Source organism: Bradyrhizobium sp. CCGB01, from assembly GCF_024199795.1.
In the GTDB taxonomy this organism is placed as follows: domain Bacteria; phylum Pseudomonadota; class Alphaproteobacteria; order Rhizobiales; family Xanthobacteraceae; genus Bradyrhizobium.
Genome location: NZ_JANADK010000001.1, coordinates 5648305 through 5669426, shown reverse-complemented (window position 1 = coordinate 5669426; position 21122 = coordinate 5648305). Strand labels below are relative to the sequence as shown.

Genomic DNA, 21122 nt, shown 5'->3' with positions numbered 1-21122 from the left:
TGTTCCTGTCCAGAGCGGGAGGACCCATGCCGATCACCACGCCGCTGACGGAGCTTCTCGGGATCAAGCATCCGATCCTGTCGGCGCCGATGGATACGATCGCAGGCAGCCGGCTGACCCGCGCCGTCAGCGGAGCGGGCGGATTTGGGATCCTGGGCGGTGGCTACGGCGACCGGGCGCGGCTGGAGGCCGAGACCAGGGAGCTGAAGGGTTTTGCGCCGTTCGGTATCGGCTTCATCACCTGGAGCCTGGCCAAGCAGCCCGAGCTTCTCGACATCGCGCTCGACGCCGAGCCGCAGGCCGTGATGCTGTCATTCGGCGATCCCGCGCCGTTCGCGCCGCGGATCACGACGCGCGGCGCGCGATTGATCTGTCAGGTGCAGAGCGAGGACATGGCGAAGCAGGCGCTCGATGCCGGGGCGGAGATTCTGATCGCACAGGGCACCGAGGCCGGCGGCCATGGCGCATCGCGCACCACGGTCGATATCGTGCCGGCGATCGTCGATCTCGCGGCAGGGCGGGTGCCGGTCGTCGCGGCCGGCGGTATCGCCGATGGCCGCGGGCTCGCCGCGATGATGATGCTGGGTGCATCCGGCGTGCTGATCGGCACGCGCTTCTATGCCAGCGTCGAGGCCAATGGCGCGGACGAGGCCAAGCAGCGCATTCGCGACGCCGACAGCAATGACACGGTGCGCGGCGTCATCGTCGACTGGTCGCGCAGCCTGTTCTGGCCGGCGCCGTTCACGGCGCGGACGCTGGTCAACGATCACATCAAGAGCTGGACCGGCCGCGAGGTCGAGCTGATGCAGCGCGCAGGCGAGGTTGCTGCCGCGTATGCCGCGGCGAGAGCCGCATGCAATTTCGAGGTCGCGGCGGTCTTTGCCGGCGAGGCCGTCGGCCTGATCCATGATATTCCCCCGGCGGCCGAGATCGTTGAACGCATCGCGATCGAGGCTGAGCAGTTACTTGCCGGCCGTCGCAATTCGGTGACGGCGGCGCAGAGTTCTTCACCCTCCCCTGGAGGGGGAGGGTCGCTGCGCATGTAGCGAAGCGCAATGCGTAGCGGGGTGGGGTGATCTCTCCACGCGGGCAGCGTCTCAATGGAGAGACCGTCACCCCACCCCGCTCGCGCTTCGCGCGATCGACCCTCCCCCTCCAGGGGAGGGTAAGGACAACAACTAGCGAGACCAAACCATGTGGCCTGACCGCCGACTGACCGACCTCTTCAAGACCGAACTCCCGATCGTGCTGGCGCCGATGGCCGGTGTGATGGATGCGGGGCTGGTGATCGCGGCCGCGCAAGGCGGTGCGCTGGGCTCGCTGCCCTGCGCGATGCTGTCGGCGGAGAAAGCGCGCGAGCAGGTCGGCCTCATCCGCCAGCGCGTGAAGGCGCCGGTGAACATGAACTTCTTCTGCCACACGCCCGTCGAGCTCACGGCCGAGGCCGAAGCGCGCTGGAAGCAACGGCTCACGGGCTATTATGCGGAGCATGGCCTCGACCCGGCGGCGCCCATCAGTGCGGCGAACCGTGCGCCATTCGATGCCGCCTTCTGCGAGGTCGTCGAGGAGCTGAAGCCGGAAGTCGTCAGCTTTCATTTCGGTCTGCCGGAGCCGGCGCTGCTCAAGCGCGTCAAGGCGGCCGGCTGCCTCGTCATCTCGTCCGCCACGACCGTGAAGGAAGCGGTCTGGCTCGAGCAGCACGGCGTCGATGCCGTGATCGCGCAAGGCGCCGAGGCTGGCGGCCATCGCGGCATGTTCCTGACCGACAGGATCTCCGAGCAGCCCGGCACGTTTGCGCTGGTGCCGCAGGTCGCCGACGCCGTGAAGGTGCCGGTGATCGCGGCCGGCGGCATCGCCGACGGGCGCGGCATTGCCGCGGCCTTTGCGCTCGGCGCCTCCGGCGTGCAGATCGGCAGTGCTTACTTGCGCTGTCCGGAATCCAAGGTCAGCGCGGGCGGCCGCAAGGCGCTCGCCGAGGCGGGCGACGATTCCACCGTCATCACCAACGTCATGACCGGACGTCCGGCGCGCGGGGTCCAGAACCGCCTGATGCGCGAGGCCGGCCCGGTCTCGCCGGATGCGCCGCCGTTTCCGCATGCCGCGACCGCGCTGGGGCCGCTGAAGACGGCTGCCGAAAAGCAGGGCAGGGTCGATTTCACCAATCTCTGGGCCGGCCAGGCCGTGGCCCTGGGCCGCGAGGTCCCGGCGGCCGAATTGACCCGGGATTTTGCCAAATCGGCGCTGGCCCGGATGAAGGCTCTGGCGGGGTAAGGTGGGAAGCGCCGGTTGCGGCGCAAAACCGGCCTCTGCTATACGGCACATAGGTTTTGCCGTGAGAGGCCTTATATAATGTCCGTCGACGCCGCTACCGTCCGCCGCATCGCGCATCTGGCGCGCATTGCGGTTTCCGAGGGCGAGGTTCCGCATCTGCAGGGCGAGCTCAACGCCATGCTCGCCTTTGTCGAGCAGCTCTCGGAGGTCAATGTCGAGGGCGTGGAGCCGATGACCTCGGTCACCCCGATGCAGATGAAGAAGCGGCAAGATTTGGTCAATGACGGCGAGATCGCCGAGGATATCGTTGCCAACGCGCCCGCGACCGAAGGTCACTTCTTTCTTGTGCCCAAAGTCGTCGAGTAACTTTCAGGACGCCGTCCGATGTGCATGCTTTGCGACGATGAGAAGGCCTATCAGGCCTACATGAACTATCTCGACAAGATGGAGCGGCAGGGCAAGGCTGCCGATCCCAATGTCGCCGTCAATGCCGTGCTCGACGAGCTCGAGGCCGCCGCGAATGCGGCCGCCAAAAAAGACGACCCGGCCAACGACAAAACCCTGTCTCCGTTCTTCTGCAGCCCGATCAATAAATGACCGATTTGACATCGCTGACGCTCGCCGAGGCCCGCAAGGGTCTCGCGGCAAAAACTTTCACGTCGCTCGAGCTGACCGACGCGCATCTGAACGCGATCGAAGCCGCGCGGGTGCTCAACGCCTTCGTGCTTGAGACGCCAGACCAGGCGCGCTCCATGGCGCGCGAGGCCGACGGCAAGATCGCCAAGGGCGATGCCGGTCCGCTCGCGGGCATTCCGCTCGGCATCAAGGACCTGTTCGCCACCAAGGGCGTGCGCACCACGGCGTGCTCGAAGATCCTCGGCAATTTCGTGCCGACCTATGAGTCCACGATCACCTCGCAGCTCTGGCGCGACGGCGCGGTGATGCTTGGCAAGCTCAACAATGACGAGTTCGCGATGGGCTCGGCGAACGAGACCTCGTGCTTCGGTCCCGTCGGCAATCCCTGGCGGCGCGACGGCTCCAACACCACGCTGGTGCCGGGCGGCTCGTCCGGCGGCTCGGCCTCGGCCGTGGCGGCGCTGCTCTGCATGGGCGCGACGGCGACCGACACTGGCGGCTCGATCCGCCAGCCGGCGGCATTCACCGCGACCGTCGGCATCAAGCCGACCTATGGCCGCTGCTCGCGCTGGGGCATCGTCGCCTTTGCCTCCTCGCTCGACCAGGCCGGTCCGATCGCCCGCAGCGTGCGCGACAGCGCGATGCTGCTGCGCTCGATGGCCGGGCACGATCCGAAGGACACGACCTCGGTCGACATTCCCGTGCCGGATTACGAGGCTGCGATCGGCAAGTCCGTGAAGGGCCTCAGGATCGGCATCCCCAAGGAGTATCGTCTCGACGGCATGCCGGCCGAGATCGAGAAACTCTGGAGCGAGGGCGCGGCCTGGCTGAAGGCGGCGGGCGCCGAGCTCGTCGAGGTGTCGCTGCCGCACACCAAATACGCGCTGCCGGCCTATTACATCGTGGCGCCGGCGGAAGCGTCCTCGAACCTGGCGCGCTATGACGGCGTCCGCTACGGGCTGCGCGAGCAGGGCAAGACGATCAACGAGCTGTACGAGAACACCCGCGCAGAAGGGTTTGGCGCAGAGGTGCGCCGCCGCGTCATGATCGGCACCTACGTGCTCTCGGCCGGCTATTACGACGCCTACTATCTGCGCGCCCAGAAAGTGCGCACGCTGATCAAGAAGGACTTTGAGGATTGCTTCGCCAAGGGCGTCGACGCGATCCTGACGCCGGCGACGCCGTCGGCGGCCTTCGGCATCGGCGAGAAGGGCGGTGCCGACCCGGTCGAGATGTATCTCAACGACATCTTCACGGTGACCGTGAACATGGCGGGCCTGCCCGGCATCGCCGTGCCCGCCGGCAAGGACGCGCAGGGGCTGCCGCTCGGCCTGCAACTGATCGGCCGTCCCTTCGACGAGGAGACGCTGTTCTCGCTCGGCGAGGTGATCGAGCAGGCCGCCGGCCGCTTCACGCCCGCGAGGTGGTGGTGAATGTCGCCGCGTTCATCGCAAGCCTCGACGGCGCGGCGCCCGCGCCTGGCCTGAACGCGCCGCTCGCCGGTCTCTGGTGGGCCGGCAAGGGCGACTGGGACCAGGCGCACAAAATCGTTCAGGACGACAACGGCCGCGACGCTGCCTGGGTGCACGCCTATCTGCACCGCGTCGAAGGCGATCTGGGCAATGCCGGCTACTGGTATCGCCAGGCCGGCCAGCCGACGGCAAAGGATTCATTGGAGGCAGAGTGGGAGCGGATCGCTGCCACGCTGCTCGGGAGCAAGACATGAGCACGGCCACGCACAAGCTTCTCAAGGGCGCCACCGGTGACTGGGAGATGGTCATCGGCATGGAGATCCACGCCCAGGTCACCTCGAAATCAAAATTGTTCTCGGGCGCCCCGACCGAATTCGGCGGCGAGCCGAACAGCCATGTCTCGCTGGTCGATGCCGCGATGCCGGGCATGCTGCCCGTGATCAATGAAGAGTGCGTCCGCCAGGCCGTGCTCACCGGGCTCGGCCTCAATGCGCAGATCAATCTGCGCTCGGTGTTCGACCGCAAGAACTATTTCTATCCGGACTCGCCGCAGGGCTACCAGATCAGCCAGTACAAGTCGCCGATCGTGGGCGAGGGCGAGGTCGTGGTCGAACTGGACGGCGGCAAGACCGCCACGATCGGGATCGAGCGGCTGCATCTGGAGCAGGACGCCGGCAAATTGCTGCACGATCAGTCGCCGACCATGTCCTATGTCGACCTCAACCGCTGCGGCGTGGCGCTGATGGAGATCGTGTCCAAGCCCGACATCCGCGATGCCGAGCAGGCCAAGGCCTACGTGACCAAGCTGCGCTCGATCCTGCGCTATCTCGGCACCTGCGACGGCGACATGGAGAAGGGATCCTTGCGCGCCGACGTCAACGTCTCCGTGCGCAAGCCGGGTGCGCCGCTCGGCACCCGCTGCGAGATCAAGAACATGAACTCGATCACCTTCATCGGCCAGGCGATCGAGTATGAGGCGCGGCGCCAGATCGAGATCCTGGAGGACGGCGGCGCGATCGAGCAGGAAACGCGGCTCTACGACCCCAACAAGGGCGAGACGCGATCGATGCGGTCCAAGGAAGAGGCGCACGACTACCGCTACTTCCCCGACCCCGACCTGCTGCCGCTCGAGTTCTCGCAAAGCTTCGTCGATGAGCTGAAGGCGGAGCTGCCGGAGCTGCCGGACCAGAAGAAGGCGCGCTTCGTTGCCAATTTCGGCTTGTCGGCTTACGATGCGAGCGTGCTGGTGGCCGAGCGCGAGAGCGCGGTGTTCTACGAGACGGTGCTGGACGCGCTCGGCAACCGTGCCCGCGACGGCAAGATGGCGGCGAACTGGGTGATCAACGAGCTGTTCGGCCGTCTCAACAAGGAAGGACGGGATATTACGGGCTCTCCGGTCAATGCCGAGCAGTTGGCTGCGATCATTGACCTGATCGGCGAGGGCACGATCTCGGGGAAGATCGCGAAGGATCTGTTCGAGATCGTCTGGCAGGAGGGCGGCGATCCCCGCGCGCTGGTCGAAAGCCGCGGCATGAAGCAGGTTACCGATCTGTCGGCGATCGAGAAGGTGGTCGACGACATCATCGCGGCCAATCCCGACAAGGCCGCGCAGGTCAAGGACAAGCCGCAGTCGCTCGGCTGGTTCGTCGGCCAGGTGATGAAGGCGTCGGGCGGCAAGGCCAACCCGCAGAGCGTCAACGACCTCTTGAAGTCGAAGCTCGGCGTCTGACGTCGCGCGTTCGAACGAGGTGACGGACACGCTTCGTCACCTCGCGCTGTGCTCGCGATGCGACGTTCGCGCGCATCTCGACGGCAAACTTCATCCCGATCAAGCCATGGCGTAGTTGCGAATCGCGGTGGTGCGATTCGCACAAAGCGGCGACTTCCACGCGCTCCGACGAGCGCCTCCGCCGTTAAGCATGAAAATAATTTCGTTGCCAAAATTCGCGACTCAGAGTCCGCGACTCGCCTCGGCGAGACGATCGAGCGCTTTGCAGCGCGCATCGTCACTCTGATCACGCGTGATGTGCGCGGACAGAATAATACTTGCTGCATAGGCTTTTCTTGCAATCACTGCACTTGCCGACGTCGATGTTGCGAGAAGCATTTGCAATCGCGGACGCGTGTCTCTGCGCGTCGGCAAATCAAGCGCGGCTGGCGCACGCGCGCTGCGTCGTCAACACTTCCTTAAGTGAGAAGATGTTTTTTTCGTCGTGTTGGTGTATTCGGGGTGAGTGCATTCGATCCCCGACTGCACGCAGCGATTAAAGCCATCTCACACATCGGAGGGCAACATGGCCAAGAAAGCAAAGAAGGCGAAGAAGGCGAAGAAGGCGAAGAGCGCAGTGAAGAAGACTGCGAAGAAGACCCGCAAGGTCGCCAAGAAGAAGTAACTTCGCTTCTGAAGTTGCCGGCTCCTAGAGAGCCGGCACGTCATCAGCGCCTCCTAAAAGGTTCTGGTCGACGATAGAGGGTGTCGGCGAGACATCAGGTCAACGGTCGGATCGTCATCTTTCGCGAGTTCGCTCGCCAAGGACCGGTCCGGCAGAAGAAACAAGTTTTCTTCGTTCGGTGCGGTTCTCCTTCCTAAGGGCTCCGCAATTTCACAACCGGCCTTCGGGCCAACGTGGAATTTGATCCTGACGTGTTCGCCGACGCCCTCGTTCTCTTGAGGCCGGGGTATTGCCGGCATTCCCATTTCCCACATTGCTGATCTGACCGAGACGTGGCCGCGCTGACGTGGTCGCTCCGCCTTGCCGCAGGCGAAGTCTGCTGCCGGACTGTTGAGCGTATCCTCAGGCGTTCGTCGCCCGGCTTGACCCGGCGATCCGGTACGCCGGGCGACAGTGGTTGAAGCGACGGACCGCTGCGTCCTGGATCCCCCGCGGGAGCCTGGGATCGGGCTCGTCGAAGGCGACGCGCGGTATGGTCACGACAGCGCGCCGCTCCCCACAAATAGAGCCGCAGGACACGCGTCACCGCGCGCGATGGTTATCGATGTCCCAAAATCCCACGGTAAACCAAATCTGACGAATCGCAGAAGTGCCCGCAAATCAGGGACTTCTTGAATTCCGCGCGCAGACGCCGCGCGCTCGCGTTTACGTCTGCTTCATCGCGATACTTAAACTGCCATTCAAATTTGCCCGCCATCATCCCTCCAACAAGCCGGCAAACGGCTTGGGCAAGAAGACTCGGGGATGAGTTGAACACTTGATTGGACGGGAGCCGCGCTCGGGGGAACGAGGCGGCATAAGAAAAAAGGGGATGCGTTATGTTTCAGGGTACTTTCGATCTGGAGACGGCCACGCCGATCGACGCGAGCGCGCTGTCGGACGTGCTGTTCGAGCGCGGGATCTATTGGGCGAGCGGCCGCTCCGGCCTCGTCGACCTCGTCGCCGCGCATAAATGGTTCAACCTCGCCGCCCTGAAGGGCCGCAAGGACGCCGTGACGCTGCGCCAGGAAGTCGCCGGCCAGATGTCGGACGCCGAGATCTCGGCCGCGCAGCGCGAGGCGAGGGCGTGGGTCTCGGCTCACTGAGCCGGGAATCGCATCCGCACCCGTGTTTCACGGGTTGAGCCCGGTTGCATTCAAACAAGTTCCTGCGTCGTGCCGCCGCTGGAATCGCGTGGCATGGCCGGTCCGGACAAGAATGAACAACGGTTGCCGATTCAGGTCGCGCCCGACGAATGCGATCTGGAACCCGGACGGCCCTCCGCGCCGCATTGGCGGAACTGGCGATCCCGCCGCGAGGTGCGGACGCACTTATATAAGGAGAGCGCGAATCGGGCTGGGCGCCGCGGCGCTGATCCTTGCGCCAGGCTTTCGCAGCCGCGCCACGGTCGCTTCAGGTGAAAGAACGCGCAGGTCTCTGATTCTGCCGCTGGGTGGCGGAGAGGGAGGGATTCGAACCCTCGATACAGCTTGAGACCGTATGACGCTTTAGCAAAGCGTTGCCTTCAGCCACTCGGCCACCTCTCCGGTGCGAGCCTTATGCATCTATTTGCTTGGGCCGGTCAATTTGTAACCGTGCGTTTGCGCTCGAATGTTCCCAACGATTTTCGTGACAGAGGGCCTGTCGGGGCTTCGAATCTTTCCGTCTCCGCAAACCGGGCTGCCGGCCCCGGTGCCAATAACCCCCACGACCCATAAAGAGTGTCCGTCGTGTGCGCCCTGAGCGCCGCCGTGATGAGTGTCTGCGCCTGGTGAAGACTCGCCCGAAGCCGGTTGCAGCATGTTCTCGAGTCGCCCTCTGATTCCACGATTCGAATGCGTCAAAGCCCCTTCTGGGTGAGCTCCCGTCCTTGGCGCCTCAGATGGGGAATTTTGACGGCGAAGGGAACCGTCCAGAAAACATAAACGAAAACAATGTGTTGCGAGGGCGCTTCGATCACATCTGCGTGTTATTTGTGCAACACCCTTCGGAAAACACACGTCATGGGCGCGTTACGGAGCGTTCTGTTGTTGTGTGTGCAAGGACGTTCGGTAATTGTGACTGAGCGACGGAGGGGGGCATCCCGAGGTCGTCCCGTTTTAGGTGGTTCGCTTAAGTCCCTCGCGTTCAGCGGGTGTGTCCGAAGGCGCGAAGCGACTAAGCGGTGAAGTTAAGGGACAAGGGAACCAACCTAGGGTGTTTCACCCAGCGGATCCGGAACCTTCCCTATAGAGCAAACTTGGAGGTTTAACATGAAGTTGGTTAAGAGCCTTTTGCTCGGTTCAGCGGCGGGTCTCATCGCTGTTGGCGGAGCTCAGGCGGCCGATCTCCCCGTGAAGGCCAAAGCGGTCGAATACGTGAAGATCTGCTCGCTGTACGGCGCGGGTTTCTACTACATCCCGGGCACCGATACCTGCATCAAGCTGGGTGGTTATCTGCGCGCTGAAGTCGCGCTGAACACGAACAGCGTCTATGGCGCTCAGAACGGCTCCCCGGCCGGTGCGCGCAACCGCCTGAGCAACTACTACACCGCTCGCGCTCGTGAAGATCTCAACATCGACACGCGCACCGCGACCGAATACGGCGTCGTCCGCACCTTCTTCGATGCGACGTTCTCCTGGACCACCGGTGGCTATCAGGGCATTGGCTCGCCGTTCGGCGGCACGGCCTACACCAGCACGCTGGCCCTCAACACCTCGGGTGCCACCCCGGCCCTCGTTGGCTCGACGATCAACCCGACTGACGGCGGTACCTCGGGCGGCTCGCTCGGCGTGTACTACGCCTTCATCCAGTTCGCCGGCTTCACGATGGGTAAGGCCGTGTCGCAGTTCGACGCGCCCTGGACCAACTATCCCGGCAACAACTTCGACGGTCTCGTCGGCGGCTCCGGTACGGTCACCGGCGTCAACCAGTTCACCTACACCGCTGACTTCGGTCAGGGCGTGACGGCGGCGTTCTCGGCGGAAGACGCGACGGCCTACTATCAGGCTGGCAACGTCAACCTCAGTGGTACATCTCTGGCCGGCCTCTTCGGCGGCACCAGCGGTACCAACGCCATCGGCGGTTCGCGCTCTCCGAACCTCGTCGGTATGGTCCGTGTCGACCAGGCTTGGGGTCTCTTCCAGGCGTCGGTTGCTGCGCATGACAACCACGTTGCCTACTACGGCGCGACCGAGACGACCGGCCACCCCGACGACAAGTGGGGTTGGGCTGTTCAGCTCGCTCTGTCGATCAAGAACATCCCGACCGGTGCGGGTGACGTGATCAACATCTCGGGCGTCTACACCGACGGTGCGACCCGCTACAACTTCCAGAACCTGGCGGGCAGCTCCTTCTCGATGTTCGGCAGCTCGGGCGTTGCCTACCAGAGCGTCGGCTTCGCCTTTGCTCCCGACACGGTGTTCATCACCGGCAGCGGCCAGGAGAGCGTCAAGTCTTGGGGCTTCCGTGGTGCCTACACCCACAACTGGGATCCCTACTGGAACACCGCAATCTACGGTGCTTACGCTGGGCTCCAGTACGGCAATCTCGGCAAGACGGCGATCTGCGGCGCGACCGGTACCGGTGGCTTCTTCGGCAGCCTGGCTGGCGTCACGGGTTGTAACCCTGACTTCAACATCGGTCAGATCGGCTTGATCACCCGCTGGACCCCGGTCAAGAACCTGACGTTCTCGGCTGACTTCACCTGGACCCATCTGGACCAGAAGTTCTCGGGCGTCGTTGCTAGCGCCGGTGCTGGTGCTATCGCGAAGCCGGCTGCGGCTTACGAGCTGAAGGATCAGGACTCGCTGACCCTGCTGCTCCGCGCTCAGCGCAACTGGTAAGTTCGGTCTAACGACCTGACAGAGAGCCCCGGCGGGAAACCGCCGGGGCTTTTCTTTTGTCTGCCGAGTCCTTCCGTCAGAGCTCGGCGAGTTCAGCTTTCGAGTAATTCAGGGTGACTGAGATCCGTAGATCAGGAAACGTCGATCGCCAGCAAGCGTGCAGCGAGGCGGGCGTTCCTGGCGATTGTCGCGAGCGCGGCGTTCAGATCAGCCAGGGTCTTCTCGTCGAGCTCGTTGAACATGGTTGAATTCAAGGCGAGCTTTCGCTTGGACAGTTTCTCGATGCCCGTTGTCGCCTTTGTCGTCAGCGACATCAGGACGAAACGCGCATCGTCCTGTCCCGGCCGCCGCGACAGGAAGCCGGCTTTTTCCAGGCTCTTGGTCTGGTTGGTCACGAAGGCCGGATGGACCCGCAGCTTCTCCGCAATGTCGACTCCTGCGACGCCTTGCCCCTCGTCCAGTTCGGTGATGGCCATCAGGATCAGCCACTGCGGCTCTGTAACGCCCAGCAGTGCGGCCCAGCTCGTATGGATGTTCTCGAGCTGAGCGTGAATTTCGACGACGTTCCAGATGAGGTCCGTAATCGCTCTGTCGAGTTTCTTCTCGAGCATATCGTCCGGCTTCCATCAAAACGATCAGATCATGTCTCATTCTACCGGCATATTTGGCCGGCGTCTCGACTGTCGCGGATCAGCGAGCGTCAATAGATCGTCTAGGGCCGGCGCAATTGGTCGCAGTAGATTCCCTCGCGTGGAGAGCTCTACTCAACGCTGCCGGCGCCGCGGCGCAAATCGGCCTCGATCTGCAAGCGCGTGCCGCCGCCGAAGCGGGCGCGATAGACCTGCAGGTTCTCCATGATCCGCTGCACGTAGTTGCGCGTCTCGGAGAACGGAATCAGCTCGACCCAGTCGACCGCGTCGACCTTGGGATCGCGCGGATCGCCGTAGCGGTCGACCCATTTCTTCACGCTGCCGCGGCCGGCATTGTAGGCGGCAAAAGTCATGATGTAGGAGCCGCGGTAATCCTCGAGCAGCCCGCCGAGTTCGGCCGAGCCGAGCGTGGCGTTGTAGACTGAATCGTTCTTCAGTCGCCCCAGATCGTAGGTCGCGCCGTGCCGCTTGCAGACATAGCGCGCGGCATCCGGCGTCACCTGCATCAGGCCATAGGCCTGCGCCGGCGAGACCACGGAGGGATTGAATGCGCTCTCCTGCCGCGCGATGGCATAGACGATGCTGCGCTCGACCTCGGGGCCGATCGGCGTGAACTGCGGGATGCCGTTGACGGGGTAGGCGTAGAAGTCGAACGGCAGGCCGCGGTTGAGCGCGGCCTTGCCGAGCAGCAGCATGCCGCGCGCGTCGCTGTAACGCTGGCTGAGCTCGCCGAGGCCGGCAAGCGCCTCGGGATCGCCGTTCTCGCCCATGTCGGCGAGCAGGGGCACGGCCATCTCGCGCTCGTCGAGTTCGTAAAGCAGGTGCGCGGCGCGCACGATCTCCAGCCGTTCGGCGCCGCGGCCGCGCGGCTGGCTGTTGAGCTCGATCTGCGGCAGGCCGAGCTTTGCGCGCGCGAGCTGGCCGTAATAGCTCGTGGATTGCTCGGCCGCGCGGGCATAGGCGTTGCGTGCCTCCTGCTGGCGGCCCGCAGCTTCCGCGGCGCGGCCCTGCCAATAGCCGGCGCGCGCCAGCGTGGTCGGATTGACGCTGCCGACGCCGATGCGGGCGAAGTGCTGGGTGGCCGCTGCCGGATCATTGAGGAAGCGCAGCGCGATCCAGCCCGCGGTGAATTCCTGCTCGGTCTTGTAGATGTCGCGCGAGGGCAGGGCGGCATCGCGCGCGATCAGATAGGCGCTGCGGAATTCCTCGGTGTCGATCATCTTGCGCGCCAGCAGGCGACGCTCGATCCACCATTCGTCGAGATTGTAGAGCCGGTTCGGATCCTTCGGTGCCGACAGCATCAGCTGCGCGGCTTCCGCAAACTTCTCCTCGCGGCGCAGGAGCTGGATCTTGCTGAAGATGAAGCCGGGATCATTGTGCAGCTCGCGCGGTACGGCGTCGAGCAGCGCGCGCGCGTTCGGCGCCTTCTTGACAGAGGCGATGCGGGCCCTGGCAAGCGCAACATAGCCGGCGCCGAGGCGCTTTGCGGCGCGGAGCGCAGCTTCGTTCTCGCTGCCGTAGAGCAGCGTGTCCATCCGCGCCTTCTGATCGCCCGGCGTCAGCAGTGCGCCGAACTGGTCGAGCGCGTTGTTCTCGGTGTCCTCCGACATCGGATCGCTGCGCCAGGCCTCGCGCACCAGCCGTTCGGCATTGGCGCGGTCGCCGCGCGCCAGCATCGCCTTGGCGAGCGTGAAGCGGCCCTTGGCGGAAACCGGGGATTCATTCTCGAACCACGACCACGCGACTGAATCGTCGCGCCTGTCGTCCCACATCGCGGCCTCGAGGCGCCGGCGCAGGAAGGTCTGCGACGGCCAGCTCGGATTGGCGGAGAGGAAAGCGCGGTAGCGTTCCACGGTTGCGCCATTGTCCTCGCTGCGCAGGATGATCCATTCGGCGAGCTTTCGTGCGACGGGATCCGAGATCGAGGCTGCGTAATTGGTGGCGTCGCCCGACTTGCGCTTGCGCACGAGCTCGATGACGGTCTCGAGCGTGTCCTTGTCGGCTTGCGACGTCGAGGAGGTTGCAGCGACCGCGGCCGGTGTCACCGGCTTGCGCGGCGTGGCGTGCTGGCGCGTCGCCGGCGCAAGCACGGGAGCTGCGACCGGTTTGGCGACGGGCGCCGGGGCGGTGGGTCTGACGGTGGCCGTCACGGCCGGCGCGGGTGCGGCTTTGGGAGCTGAACCGTGGGCGGCCGGGTGCGGTTTTGGCGCGGAGGCAGCCGCCGCAGGCTTGGGCTTGTCCTTCGCAGGTTCCTTGCCGGCGTTCTTGCCGGCATCCTTTCCAGCATCCTTGGCAGGTTTCTTCGCGGCATCCTTGGGCGGGGCGCTGGCCGCACCCTTGCTTCCACCCTTGGCTGCGTCCTTCGGAGTTTCCTTGCCAGTTCCTTTGGCCGAGCCCTTGGCGGCTTCCTTGGCGGCTGGTTTCGCGGTGTCCTTGGCGCCGTCCGGGATCGTCTCATTGGACTTCGCCAGGGCGGCGCAGCCGACCGACAGCCCTGCCATCAGGCACACGACCAGACCGGTGGATCGCCATGCGGCACGAGGAAGGGAGATCACGGCGTTCGTCGCCCCGAATCAGTCAAGTGGCCCAAGACCTAGCTGTATTTGATTGAATATGCGGGCAAAATACCAACAGCTACTTACCTTTGCCGGGTTTGCACCATTACCGCGGCAAAATCGCGGCCTAAACGGTGCGTCACACGGAAGCGGGTCTTTTACCGGCGGGATAGACCCGATATGAATGCGGCTTGCTCTCAAGATAGCCGCGTACGGAGGAAGTCCATGGCAGCCAAGACGAAATTCCGGGGATCGTTCACCGCCTTGGTCACGCCGTTCAAGAACGGCTCGCTGGACGAGGCGGCGTTCCGCTCCCTGGTCAACTGGCAGATCTCGGAGGGCACCAACGGCCTGGTCCCGGTCGGCACCACCGGCGAGAGCCCGACGCTCAGCCATGACGAGCACAAGAAGGTCGTCGAATGGTGCATCGCTGAAGCCAAGGGGCGTGTGCCGGTGGTCGCGGGTGCAGGCTCCAACTCGACGAAGGAGGCGATCGAGCTCGCCCAGCACGCCGAGAAGGCGGGTGCGGACGCCGTGCTGGTCGTGACGCCCTATTACAACAAGCCGACCCAGGAAGGGATGTACCAGCACTTCAAGGCGATCAACGATGCGATCGGCATCCCGATCATCATCTACAACATCCCGCCGCGCTCGGTGATCGACATGTCGGTCGACACCATGAAGCGGCTGTGGGAGCTGAAGAACATCGCCGGCGTCAAGGACGCCACCGCCAGCATGGTCCGCGTCTCGCAGCAGCGCGCGGCGATGGGTGAGGATTTCAACCAGCTCTCCGGCGAGGACGCGACCATCCTCGGCTACATGGCGCATGGCGGCCACGGCTGTATCTCGGTGACCTCGAACGTCGCGCCGCGCCTGTGCTCGGAGTTCCAGGCCGCCTGGGCGAAGGGCGACCATGCCACCGCGCTGAAGCTGCACGACAAGCTGATGCCGCTGCACAACAACCTCTTCATCGAGAGCAACCCGGCGCCGATCAAGTACGCGATGTCGCTGCTCGGCAAGCTGGACGAGACGCTGCGGCTGCCGATGGTGCCGGTCTCCGAACCGACCCGCGTTGCCGTGCGCAGTGCGATGGTGCACGCTGGGCTGATCAACTGATGCGTTAGCAAATCGGGGGGAAGCCGTTCATGAGCGCCGACGAAAAGGGCAGGCAGATGCTCAAGGAGTTCCGCGAATTCGCCATGAAGGGCAATGTCGTCGATCTCGCGGTCGGCGTCATCATCGGCGCGGCCTTCGGCGCCATCGTCACCTCGCTGGTCGGCGACATCATCATGCCGATCATCGGCGCCGCGACCGGTGGCCTCGACTTCTCGAACTACTTCGCCCCCTTGTCGAAGGCGGTGACCGCCACCAACTTGGCGGATGCTAAAAAGCAAGGCGCAGTACTTGCTTACGGTAGCTTCCTGACGCTGACGATCAACTTCATCATCGTCGCCTTCGTGCTGTTCCTGGTGATCCGTGCCATGAACACGCTGAAGCGTAAGGAGGAGGCCGCACCGGCTCCGAAGCTGTCGGCCGAAGTCGAGCTGCTGACCGAGATCCGCGATCTCCTCAAGAAGTGACGCGCGCGCTTCATCCAAACTGTTAGCTTACGCGCGCATCTCGATCAGGGTTGTTGTCCAGGTTTCGTAGGTCATGGCCGATAAGAACGAACGTCCTATCAAGGTCATGGCGGAGAATCGCAAGGCCCGCTTCAATTACGCCATCGAAGACACGATCGAGGCGGGCATTGCGCTGACCGGCACCGAGGTCAAGTCGATCCGCAACGGCAAGAGCACGATCGCGGAATCCTACGCCGATTCCAAGGACGGCGAGATCTGGCTGATCAACGCCACCATTCCCGAATATCTCCAGGGCAACCGCTTCAATCACGAGCCCAAGCGGCCGCGAAAGCTGCTTCTCCACCGCAAGCAGATCAACAAGCTGATGGGCGCGGTCGACCGCGAAGGCATGACGCTGATCCCGCTCAAGCTCTATTTCAACGAGCGCGGCCGCGCCAAATTGCAGCTGGCGGTTGCAAAGGGCAAGAAGCTGCACGACAAGCGCGAGACCGAGAAGAAGCGCGACTGGAGCCGGGAGAAGGGCCGCCTGATGCGGGCGAGGGGATAGCGGCAAGGATATTGGGATGACCCAGAAGAGCCTGCTCGAGGTCGATTGGAGTAAGATTCCTGCACCTGCCGATGACGGCGGCACCGCGCATCTCAAGGGCACGACGCTGCCGGCGATCACCCTGCTCGCCACCGACGACACGTCGGTCACGCTGTCGGCGCTACGCGGCCGGACCGTGGTCTTCGCCTATCCCCGCACCGGCGAGCCCGGCAAGATTGCGCTGGTCGACGATTGGGACATGATCCCGGGCGCGCGCGGTTGTACTCCGCAGACTTGCGCGTTTCGCGACCTGTTCGCCGAGCTGAAAGCCGCCGGCGCCGCCCAGGTGTACGGCCTCTCGACCCAGAGCAACGCGTACCAGACCGAGATGGCATCGCGGCTGCACCTGCCGTTCCCCGTGCTGTCGGACGAGAAGCTGGCGCTCACGCACGCTCTCGATCTGCCGACCCTGGAGGTTGCAGGCCTGACCTTGATCAAGCGGCTGGCGCTGATCATCGACGATGCCAGGGTCACGCATGTGTTCTATCCGGTGTTTCCGCCCGACCGGAACGCCGGCGATGTCCTGGACTGGCTGAAGGCCAATCCGGCCAAGCTCTAGTCGAGGTCGGCCTTCACCTTCGCGAATACGGACCGGAACATGTCCGTCGTCAGTACACCGGTGTTCGTGTTGTAGCGCGAGCAATGATAGCTGTCGTAGAGCCTGAACGCGCCGGCCTGATGCACAGCGCCGTGGCCGAAGGGGGCTTGCGAGGCCTTCAGGTTCAGCGGCTTGAGCACGGTGTCGTGTGCAATGCGTCCAAGCGCGACGATGGCGCGCAGGTTCGGCATCGTCGCGAGATTCGCAGCGAGGAACTGGCGGCAGGTGTTGATCTCGATCGGCAGCGGCTTGTTCTGCGGCGGCACGCAGTGCACGCCATTCGCGATCCGGCAGTCGACCAGCTTCAGGCCGTCATCCGGTCGCGCCTGGTAGACGCCCTTGGCAAATCCGTATTCGAGCAGCGTGGCGTAGAGCAGGTCGCCGGCATAGTCGCCGGTGAACGGACGGCCGGTGCGGTTGGCGCCCTGCATCCCGGGCGCGAGGCCGACGATCAGAAGCCGCGCCTTGATGTCGCCGAAGGGCGCAACCGGCGCATTGTGCCACGACGGCTCGCGCGCGCGGTTCGCCTCGCGAAAGGCCACCAGGCGCGGGCAGAGCGGACAGTCACGGTCGGGAACGAGGGTGAGGGGCTGGCGGCTTGACCGTGCCGCTTCACTCCTCGAAGTCGTCATCGCCCCTCGGCGCCATTGTGGTCGCGCGCTGGAGGAACTGCGGGGCGTGGTGGCGTCCCTCGCCGCGCTCGCCGCGGTCACGCGGGGCGGGGCGTTCGGACGGGTCGCGGCCGAGCTTGGATTGCAGCTCGACGAGGTCGGTGAAGACGTCGGCCTGGCGGCGCAACTCGTCGGCGATCATCGGCGGCTGGCTCGCGATGGTGGAGATCACGGTGACCCGAACGCCGCGGCGCTGGACGGCCTCGACCAGGGAGCGGAAGTCGCCGTCACCCGAGAACAGCACCATCTGGTCGATGTGCTCGGCGAGCTCCATGGCGTCCACGGCGAGCTCGATGTCCATGTTGCCCTTGACCTTGCGGCGGCCGGAGGCGTCGATGAACTCCTTGGTCGCCTTGGTGACGACGGTGTAGCCGTTGTAGTCGAGCCAGTCGATCAGCGGGCGGATCGAGGAGTATTCCTGATCCTCGATGATCGCGGTGTAGTAGAACGCCCGCAACAGCGTCCCGCGGCTCTGAAACTCCTTCAGCAGGCGCTTGTAGTCGATGTCGAAGCCCAGAGTTTTCGCCGTCGCGTACAGATTGGCCCCGTCGATGAAGAGCGCGATCTTGTTGGTAGCAGAAGGTGACATTCAGTTTGCTCGCGTAGTGGTCGTGATTGATCGTTTATTGTTGGCGCGGCGGCGGCAAGCCGCGCGGTCTTATGGTGCCGCCCAAACCCGTCGAAACCGCAAATCCGGAGAAGTCGGGGCAATCAAGGTATAGTTATGACGGACCTGCGCACGCCCGGCGCCGCCCTCAATGGCAGCCCGGCAAATCACCCATCCCAGCCCCAATGTGGGGGTAGCAGAGCCGTTTGGCGAGGCCAAATCACAAATTGGCCTTGCGAAATCGCCCTGTCCCCTATAACTAGCCCCGATCATCCACATATTTCGTCCCACCCACAACGGAGCGACAGTCCATGGCTCGCGTCACCGTAGAAGATTGTATCGACAAGGTCGACAACCGGTTTGACCTGGTCCTGCTGGCCGCCCACCGCGCCCGCATGATTTCGTCCGGTTCACAACTAACGGTTGACCGCGATAACGACAAGAACCCTGTTGTGTCTTTACGCGAAATTGCCGACGAGACCATCTCGCCGGAGGACCTCCGCGAGGAGCTGGTGCACTCGCTCCAGAAGTTCGTCGAGGTCGACGAGCCCGAGCCCGATACGGTGCCGCTGATCGGTTCCGCCGGCGCCAGCGTCGATGCGGACGATACCGAAGTTGCCGTTGAGCGCATGACCGAAGAGGAGCTCCTGAAGGGTCTCGAGGGCCTCGCGCCGCCGGAAGAGCAGCCCGAGGAGGACGAGTAAATCGTCCCATCGCAGTCGTCGACTTCTTGTGATCTTATCAAAGGCCCGAACCCGTGTTCGGGCCTTTGCTTTTGTTGGCGTTTTCGTGGTTACCATAGCGTTGCTACATCGCGCTGCGCACCTGTCACCGAATTGATCGGACGCACGCGCGATCGGAGCTAAGATGGATACAACGGGCCGCTCAGGGTCCGTTTGAAGGCAGGATGGCATGGTGTATCGGCGCCGGAGATCAACGCAGATGCTGGCCGCAACCGAATCGGTTGCCGTGGCCCCGACTGCGCCGGTGGCTCGCTCGGGCAAGCCTCGCGCGCGCATGATGCGTCAATATGACCTCGTCGAGCGCGTCAGGTCCTACAATCCCAACACCAACGAAGACCTGCTGAACCGCGCCTATGTCTACGCCATGAAGGCGCACGGCTCGCAGACCCGTGCCTCGGGCGATCCGTATTTCTCGCACCCGCTCGAAGTGGCGGCGATTCTCACCGATCTGAAGCTCGACGACGCCACCATCGTGGCCGCGCTGCTGCACGACACGATCGAGGACACCGAGGCGACCCGTGCCGAGATCGACCAGATCTTCGGGGCCGAGATCGGCGCGCTGGTCGAAGGGCTGACCAAGCTGAAGCGGCTGGAGCTGGTGTCGCGCGAGGCCAAGCAGGCCGAGAACCTGCGCAAATTGTTGCTGGCCATTGCCGACGATGTCCGCGTTCTCCTGGTCAAGCTCGCCGACCGCCTGCACAACATGCGTACGCTGGACTTCGTGCCGGCGGAGTCGCGACGGCGCATTGCCGAGGAGACGCTCGACATCTATGCGCCGCTGGCCGGCCGCATGGGCATGCAGGAAATGCGCGAGGAGCTGGAGGATTTGTCCTTCCGCACCCTCGATCCCGAGGCCTATTCGGTGGTGATGCAGCGGCTCGACTCGCTCGCCGAACGCAACCGCAATCTGATCGGCGAGATCGAGGACCAGCTCTCCAACAATCTGCGCCACCGCGGGCTCGGCGCGCGGGTCTATGGCCGCCGCAAGAAGCCATTCTCGATCTGGACCAAGATGGAGCGCAAGTCGGTCGGCTTCGAGCAATTGTCCGACATCTTCGGCTTCCGCCTCGTCGTCAACGACATCGAGGCCTGCTATCGCGCGCTCGGCATCGTTCACACCAACTGGCCGGTCGTGCCCGGGCGTTTCAAGGACTACATCTCGACGCCGAAGCAGAACGACTACCGCTCGATCCACACCACCGTGATCGGCCCCGGCAACCAGCGCGTCGAGCTCCAGATCCGCACCGAGGCGATGGACCAGATCGCCGAGCGCGGCATCGCGGCGCACGTGTTCTACAAGGAAGACGTGGGCTCGCCGACCGAATTTCTCAAGCGCGAGTCCACTGCGTTCGCCTGGTTGCGCCACACCATCGGCATTCTCTCGGAGAGCGCCAACCCCGAGGAATTCCTCGAGCACACCAAGCTCGAGCTGTTCCACGACCAGGTGTTCTGCTTCACCCCGAAGGGCAAGCTGATCGCGCTGCCGCGCCATGCCAATGTGATCGACTTCGCCTATGCCGTGCACACCGACGTCGGCAACAGCGCGGTGGGCTGCAAGATCAACGGCCAGTTCGCGCCGCTGTCCTCGGAGCTCCAGAACGGCGACGAAGTCGAGGTGCTGACCTCGGAAGCGCAAGCGGCGCCGCCGTCCGCCTGGGAAACGCTCGCGGTCACCGGCAAGGCGCGCGCCGCGATCCGCCGCGCGACGCGCACCGCCGTGCGCGATCAATATGTCGGTCTCGGCCGGCGCATCGTCGAGCGCCTGTTCGAGCGCGCCAAGATCGAATACGCCGACGACAAGCTCAAGGGCGCGCTGCCGCGGCTGGCGCGGACCTCGATCGAGGACGTCATGGCGGCGGTCGGCCGCGGCGAGATCAAGGCCTCCCACGTCGCGCGCGCGATGTATCCCGACTACAAGGAGGAGCGCATCGCGCGCTACGGCGTCAAGAAGGGGCTCGCCGCCAAGCTCAAGGAGAAGTCGTCGGAGCCGCCGCGCAGCCCGGTCGCGATCCCGATCCGCGGCATCAATTCGGACCTGCCGGTGAAGTTCGCGCCGAACGGCGGCGCCGTGCCCGGGGACCGCATCGTCGGCATCGTCACGCCGGGCGAGGGCATCACGATCTACCCGATCCAGGCGCCGGCGCTGAAGGATTTCGAGGAGGAGCCGGAGCGCTGGCTCGACGTGCGCTGGGACATCGAGGACTCCGCGCCGCAGCGCTTCCCGGCCCGCATCAAGGTCGAGAACGTCAACGAGCCCGGCGCGCTGGCGCAGATCGCGACCGTGATCGCCGAGCACGACGGCAACATCGACAACATCAGCATGCAGCGCCGCTCGCCCGACTTCACCGAAACGACGATCGATCTCGAAGTCTACGATCTGAAGCATTTGAGCGCGATCCTCGCCCAGTTGCGCGCGAAGGCGGTCGTCGCCCGCGTCGAACGTGTTAATGGATAGACGCCTCTCGCATTCGCCTGTCCCCCGATCTCGTGAGTCCTG

Annotated in this window: 19 protein-coding genes and 1 tRNA gene; 15 read left to right on the top strand and 5 right to left on the bottom strand. The window is 64.3% G+C overall.

The genetic code is table 11. From position 1 onward, the window contains the following. The first annotated feature begins 26 nt into the window (after positions 1-26). The 8 genes from NLM25_RS26260 (at position 27) to NLM25_RS26225 (ending at position 7917) form a co-directional block, all read left to right on the top strand. On the top strand, positions 27-1046 hold the full coding sequence (locus NLM25_RS26260) for a nitronate monooxygenase family protein (RefSeq protein ID WP_254138914.1): 1020 nt from the start codon (positions 27-29) through the stop codon (positions 1044-1046). Between the two features lie 148 nt (positions 1047-1194). Further along, positions 1195-2271: a nitronate monooxygenase family protein gene (locus NLM25_RS26255; protein ID WP_254138913.1), complete on the top strand. Its 1077-nt coding sequence runs from the start codon at positions 1195-1197 to the stop codon at positions 2269-2271. Between the two features lie 78 nt (positions 2272-2349). Then, positions 2350-2637 carry an Asp-tRNA(Asn)/Glu-tRNA(Gln) amidotransferase subunit GatC gene (gene gatC, locus NLM25_RS26250; protein WP_254120251.1) on the top strand — a complete coding sequence of 96 codons (288 nt, stop codon included), beginning with the start codon at positions 2350-2352 and terminating at the stop codon, positions 2635-2637. An 18-nt stretch (positions 2638-2655) separates the two neighbouring features. Next, positions 2656-2868 carry a hypothetical protein gene (locus NLM25_RS26245; RefSeq protein ID WP_212301069.1) on the top strand — a complete coding sequence of 71 codons (213 nt, stop codon included), beginning with the start codon at positions 2656-2658 and terminating at the stop codon, positions 2866-2868. After that, entirely contained in the window at positions 2865-4340 is a 1476-nt protein-coding gene (gene gatA / locus NLM25_RS26240; protein ID WP_254138912.1) for an Asp-tRNA(Asn)/Glu-tRNA(Gln) amidotransferase subunit GatA, read from the top strand. The genes NLM25_RS26245 and gatA overlap by 4 nt, the downstream gene beginning before the upstream one ends. Then, on the top strand, positions 4331-4633 hold the full coding sequence (locus tag NLM25_RS26235; RefSeq protein WP_254138911.1) for a hypothetical protein: 303 nt from the start codon (positions 4331-4333) through the stop codon (positions 4631-4633). Before gatA ends, NLM25_RS26235 begins: the two co-directional genes overlap by 10 nt. Further along, complete coding sequence (gene gatB / locus NLM25_RS26230; protein WP_254138910.1) at positions 4630-6108, top strand: Asp-tRNA(Asn)/Glu-tRNA(Gln) amidotransferase subunit GatB; 1479 nt, start codon at positions 4630-4632, stop codon at positions 6106-6108. The genes NLM25_RS26235 and gatB overlap by 4 nt, the downstream gene beginning before the upstream one ends. Positions 6109-7650: 1542 nt before the next feature. Further along, positions 7651-7917 (top strand): hypothetical protein, encoded by a 267-nt coding sequence (locus tag NLM25_RS26225; protein WP_254138909.1) that lies wholly within the window; start codon positions 7651-7653, stop codon positions 7915-7917. 348 nt (positions 7918-8265) lie between these two features. On the opposite strand, the gene NLM25_RS26220 is transcribed toward NLM25_RS26225, so the two are convergent. Beyond that, positions 8266-8358: transfer RNA gene (locus NLM25_RS26220), tRNA-Ser, on the bottom strand. 705 nt (positions 8359-9063) lie between these two features. On the opposite strand from NLM25_RS26220, the gene NLM25_RS26215 reads away from it, so the two are divergent. Next, positions 9064-10635: a porin gene (locus NLM25_RS26215; RefSeq protein WP_254138908.1), complete on the top strand. Its 1572-nt coding sequence runs from the start codon at positions 9064-9066 to the stop codon at positions 10633-10635. A gap of 131 nt (positions 10636-10766) precedes the next feature. Here NLM25_RS26215 and NLM25_RS26210 read toward each other — a convergent pair whose 3' ends face one another. Both NLM25_RS26210 and NLM25_RS26205 read right to left on the bottom strand, forming a co-directional pair. After that, positions 10767-11246 (bottom strand): MarR family winged helix-turn-helix transcriptional regulator, encoded by a 480-nt coding sequence (locus NLM25_RS26210; RefSeq protein WP_254120246.1) that lies wholly within the window; start codon positions 11244-11246, stop codon positions 10767-10769. Between the two features lie 149 nt (positions 11247-11395). Further along, entirely contained in the window at positions 11396-13786 is a 2391-nt protein-coding gene (locus NLM25_RS26205) for a lytic transglycosylase domain-containing protein (protein WP_254141269.1), read from the bottom strand. A gap of 279 nt (positions 13787-14065) precedes the next feature. Between NLM25_RS26205 and dapA the strand changes: the two genes are divergently transcribed. The 4 genes from dapA to NLM25_RS26185 all read left to right on the top strand — a co-directional run bounded on the left by dapA (position 14066) and on the right by NLM25_RS26185 (position 16565). Next, positions 14066-14956, top strand: a complete 891-nt coding sequence (dapA, locus tag NLM25_RS26200) for a 4-hydroxy-tetrahydrodipicolinate synthase (RefSeq protein WP_254120245.1) — start codon at positions 14066-14068, stop codon at positions 14954-14956. A gap of 56 nt (positions 14957-15012) precedes the next feature. Further along, the gene (gene mscL / locus NLM25_RS26195; RefSeq protein ID WP_254141268.1) at positions 15013-15420 is read left to right on the top strand and encodes a large conductance mechanosensitive channel protein MscL; all 408 of its coding nucleotides are present in this window, start codon (positions 15013-15015) and stop codon (positions 15418-15420) included. 73 nt (positions 15421-15493) lie between these two features. After that, positions 15494-15967, top strand: a complete 474-nt coding sequence (gene smpB / locus NLM25_RS26190) for an SsrA-binding protein SmpB (RefSeq protein ID WP_094891864.1) — start codon at positions 15494-15496, stop codon at positions 15965-15967. Between the two features lie 16 nt (positions 15968-15983). After that, the gene (locus tag NLM25_RS26185; protein ID WP_254138907.1) at positions 15984-16565 is read left to right on the top strand and encodes a peroxiredoxin; all 582 of its coding nucleotides are present in this window, start codon (positions 15984-15986) and stop codon (positions 16563-16565) included. Here NLM25_RS26185 and NLM25_RS26180 read toward each other — a convergent pair. Both NLM25_RS26180 and NLM25_RS26175 read right to left on the bottom strand, forming a co-directional pair. After that, positions 16562-17236, bottom strand: a complete 675-nt coding sequence (locus tag NLM25_RS26180; protein ID WP_254138906.1) for a uracil-DNA glycosylase — start codon at positions 17234-17236, stop codon at positions 16562-16564. The two genes, NLM25_RS26185 and NLM25_RS26180, sit on opposite strands and share 4 nt — an antisense overlap. Next, positions 17217-17864 (bottom strand): NYN domain-containing protein, encoded by a 648-nt coding sequence (locus tag NLM25_RS26175; RefSeq protein ID WP_014494741.1) that lies wholly within the window; start codon positions 17862-17864, stop codon positions 17217-17219. Before NLM25_RS26175 ends, NLM25_RS26180 begins: the two co-directional genes overlap by 20 nt. 329 nt (positions 17865-18193) lie before the next feature. On the opposite strand from NLM25_RS26175, the gene rpoZ reads away from it, so the two are divergent. Together rpoZ and NLM25_RS26165 are read left to right on the top strand one after the other, a co-directional pair. Beyond that, complete coding sequence (gene rpoZ, locus NLM25_RS26170; RefSeq protein ID WP_014494742.1) at positions 18194-18586, top strand: DNA-directed RNA polymerase subunit omega; 393 nt, start codon at positions 18194-18196, stop codon at positions 18584-18586. Positions 18587-18794: 208 nt separating this feature from the next. Continuing rightward, the gene (locus tag NLM25_RS26165) at positions 18795-21080 is read left to right on the top strand and encodes a bifunctional (p)ppGpp synthetase/guanosine-3',5'-bis(diphosphate) 3'-pyrophosphohydrolase (protein WP_254120242.1); all 2286 of its coding nucleotides are present in this window, start codon (positions 18795-18797) and stop codon (positions 21078-21080) included. The last annotated feature ends 42 nt before the right edge of the window (positions 21081-21122 follow it).

Bases quoted from the DNA above. Each gene is read 5' to 3' on its own strand.
- smpB (WP_094891864.1), top strand. From the start codon at position 15,494: ATGGCCGATAAGAACGAACGTCCTATCAAGGTCATGGCGGAGAATCGC.
- dapA (WP_254120245.1), top strand. From the start codon at position 14,066: ATGGCAGCCAAGACGAAATTCCGGGGATCGTTCACCGCCTTGGTCACG.
- gatB (WP_254138910.1), top strand. From the start codon at position 4,630: ATGAGCACGGCCACGCACAAGCTTCTCAAGGGCGCCACCGGTGACTGG.
- NLM25_RS26165 (WP_254120242.1), top strand. From the start codon at position 18,795: ATGGTGTATCGGCGCCGGAGATCAACGCAGATGCTGGCCGCAACCGAA.
- NLM25_RS26260 (WP_254138914.1), top strand. From the start codon at position 27: ATGCCGATCACCACGCCGCTGACGGAGCTTCTCGGGATCAAGCATCCG.
- NLM25_RS26205 (WP_254141269.1), bottom strand. From the start codon at position 13,786: ATGGCAGGGCTGTCGGTCGGCTGCGCCGCCCTGGCGAAGTCCAATGAG.
- NLM25_RS26210 (WP_254120246.1), bottom strand. From the start codon at position 11,246: ATGCTCGAGAAGAAACTCGACAGAGCGATTACGGACCTCATCTGGAAC.
- gatC (WP_254120251.1), top strand. From the start codon at position 2,350: ATGTCCGTCGACGCCGCTACCGTCCGCCGCATCGCGCATCTGGCGCGC.
- NLM25_RS26185 (WP_254138907.1), top strand. From the start codon at position 15,984: ATGACCCAGAAGAGCCTGCTCGAGGTCGATTGGAGTAAGATTCCTGCA.
- NLM25_RS26255 (WP_254138913.1), top strand. From the start codon at position 1,195: ATGTGGCCTGACCGCCGACTGACCGACCTCTTCAAGACCGAACTCCCG.
- NLM25_RS26245 (WP_212301069.1), top strand. From the start codon at position 2,656: ATGTGCATGCTTTGCGACGATGAGAAGGCCTATCAGGCCTACATGAAC.
- mscL (WP_254141268.1), top strand. From the start codon at position 15,013: ATGCTCAAGGAGTTCCGCGAATTCGCCATGAAGGGCAATGTCGTCGAT.
- NLM25_RS26225 (WP_254138909.1), top strand. From the start codon at position 7,651: ATGTTTCAGGGTACTTTCGATCTGGAGACGGCCACGCCGATCGACGCG.
- gatA (WP_254138912.1), top strand. From the start codon at position 2,865: ATGACCGATTTGACATCGCTGACGCTCGCCGAGGCCCGCAAGGGTCTC.
- NLM25_RS26215 (WP_254138908.1), top strand. From the start codon at position 9,064: ATGAAGTTGGTTAAGAGCCTTTTGCTCGGTTCAGCGGCGGGTCTCATC.
- NLM25_RS26175 (WP_014494741.1), bottom strand. From the start codon at position 17,864: ATGTCACCTTCTGCTACCAACAAGATCGCGCTCTTCATCGACGGGGCC.
- rpoZ (WP_014494742.1), top strand. From the start codon at position 18,194: ATGGCTCGCGTCACCGTAGAAGATTGTATCGACAAGGTCGACAACCGG.
- NLM25_RS26180 (WP_254138906.1), bottom strand. From the start codon at position 17,236: ATGACGACTTCGAGGAGTGAAGCGGCACGGTCAAGCCGCCAGCCCCTC.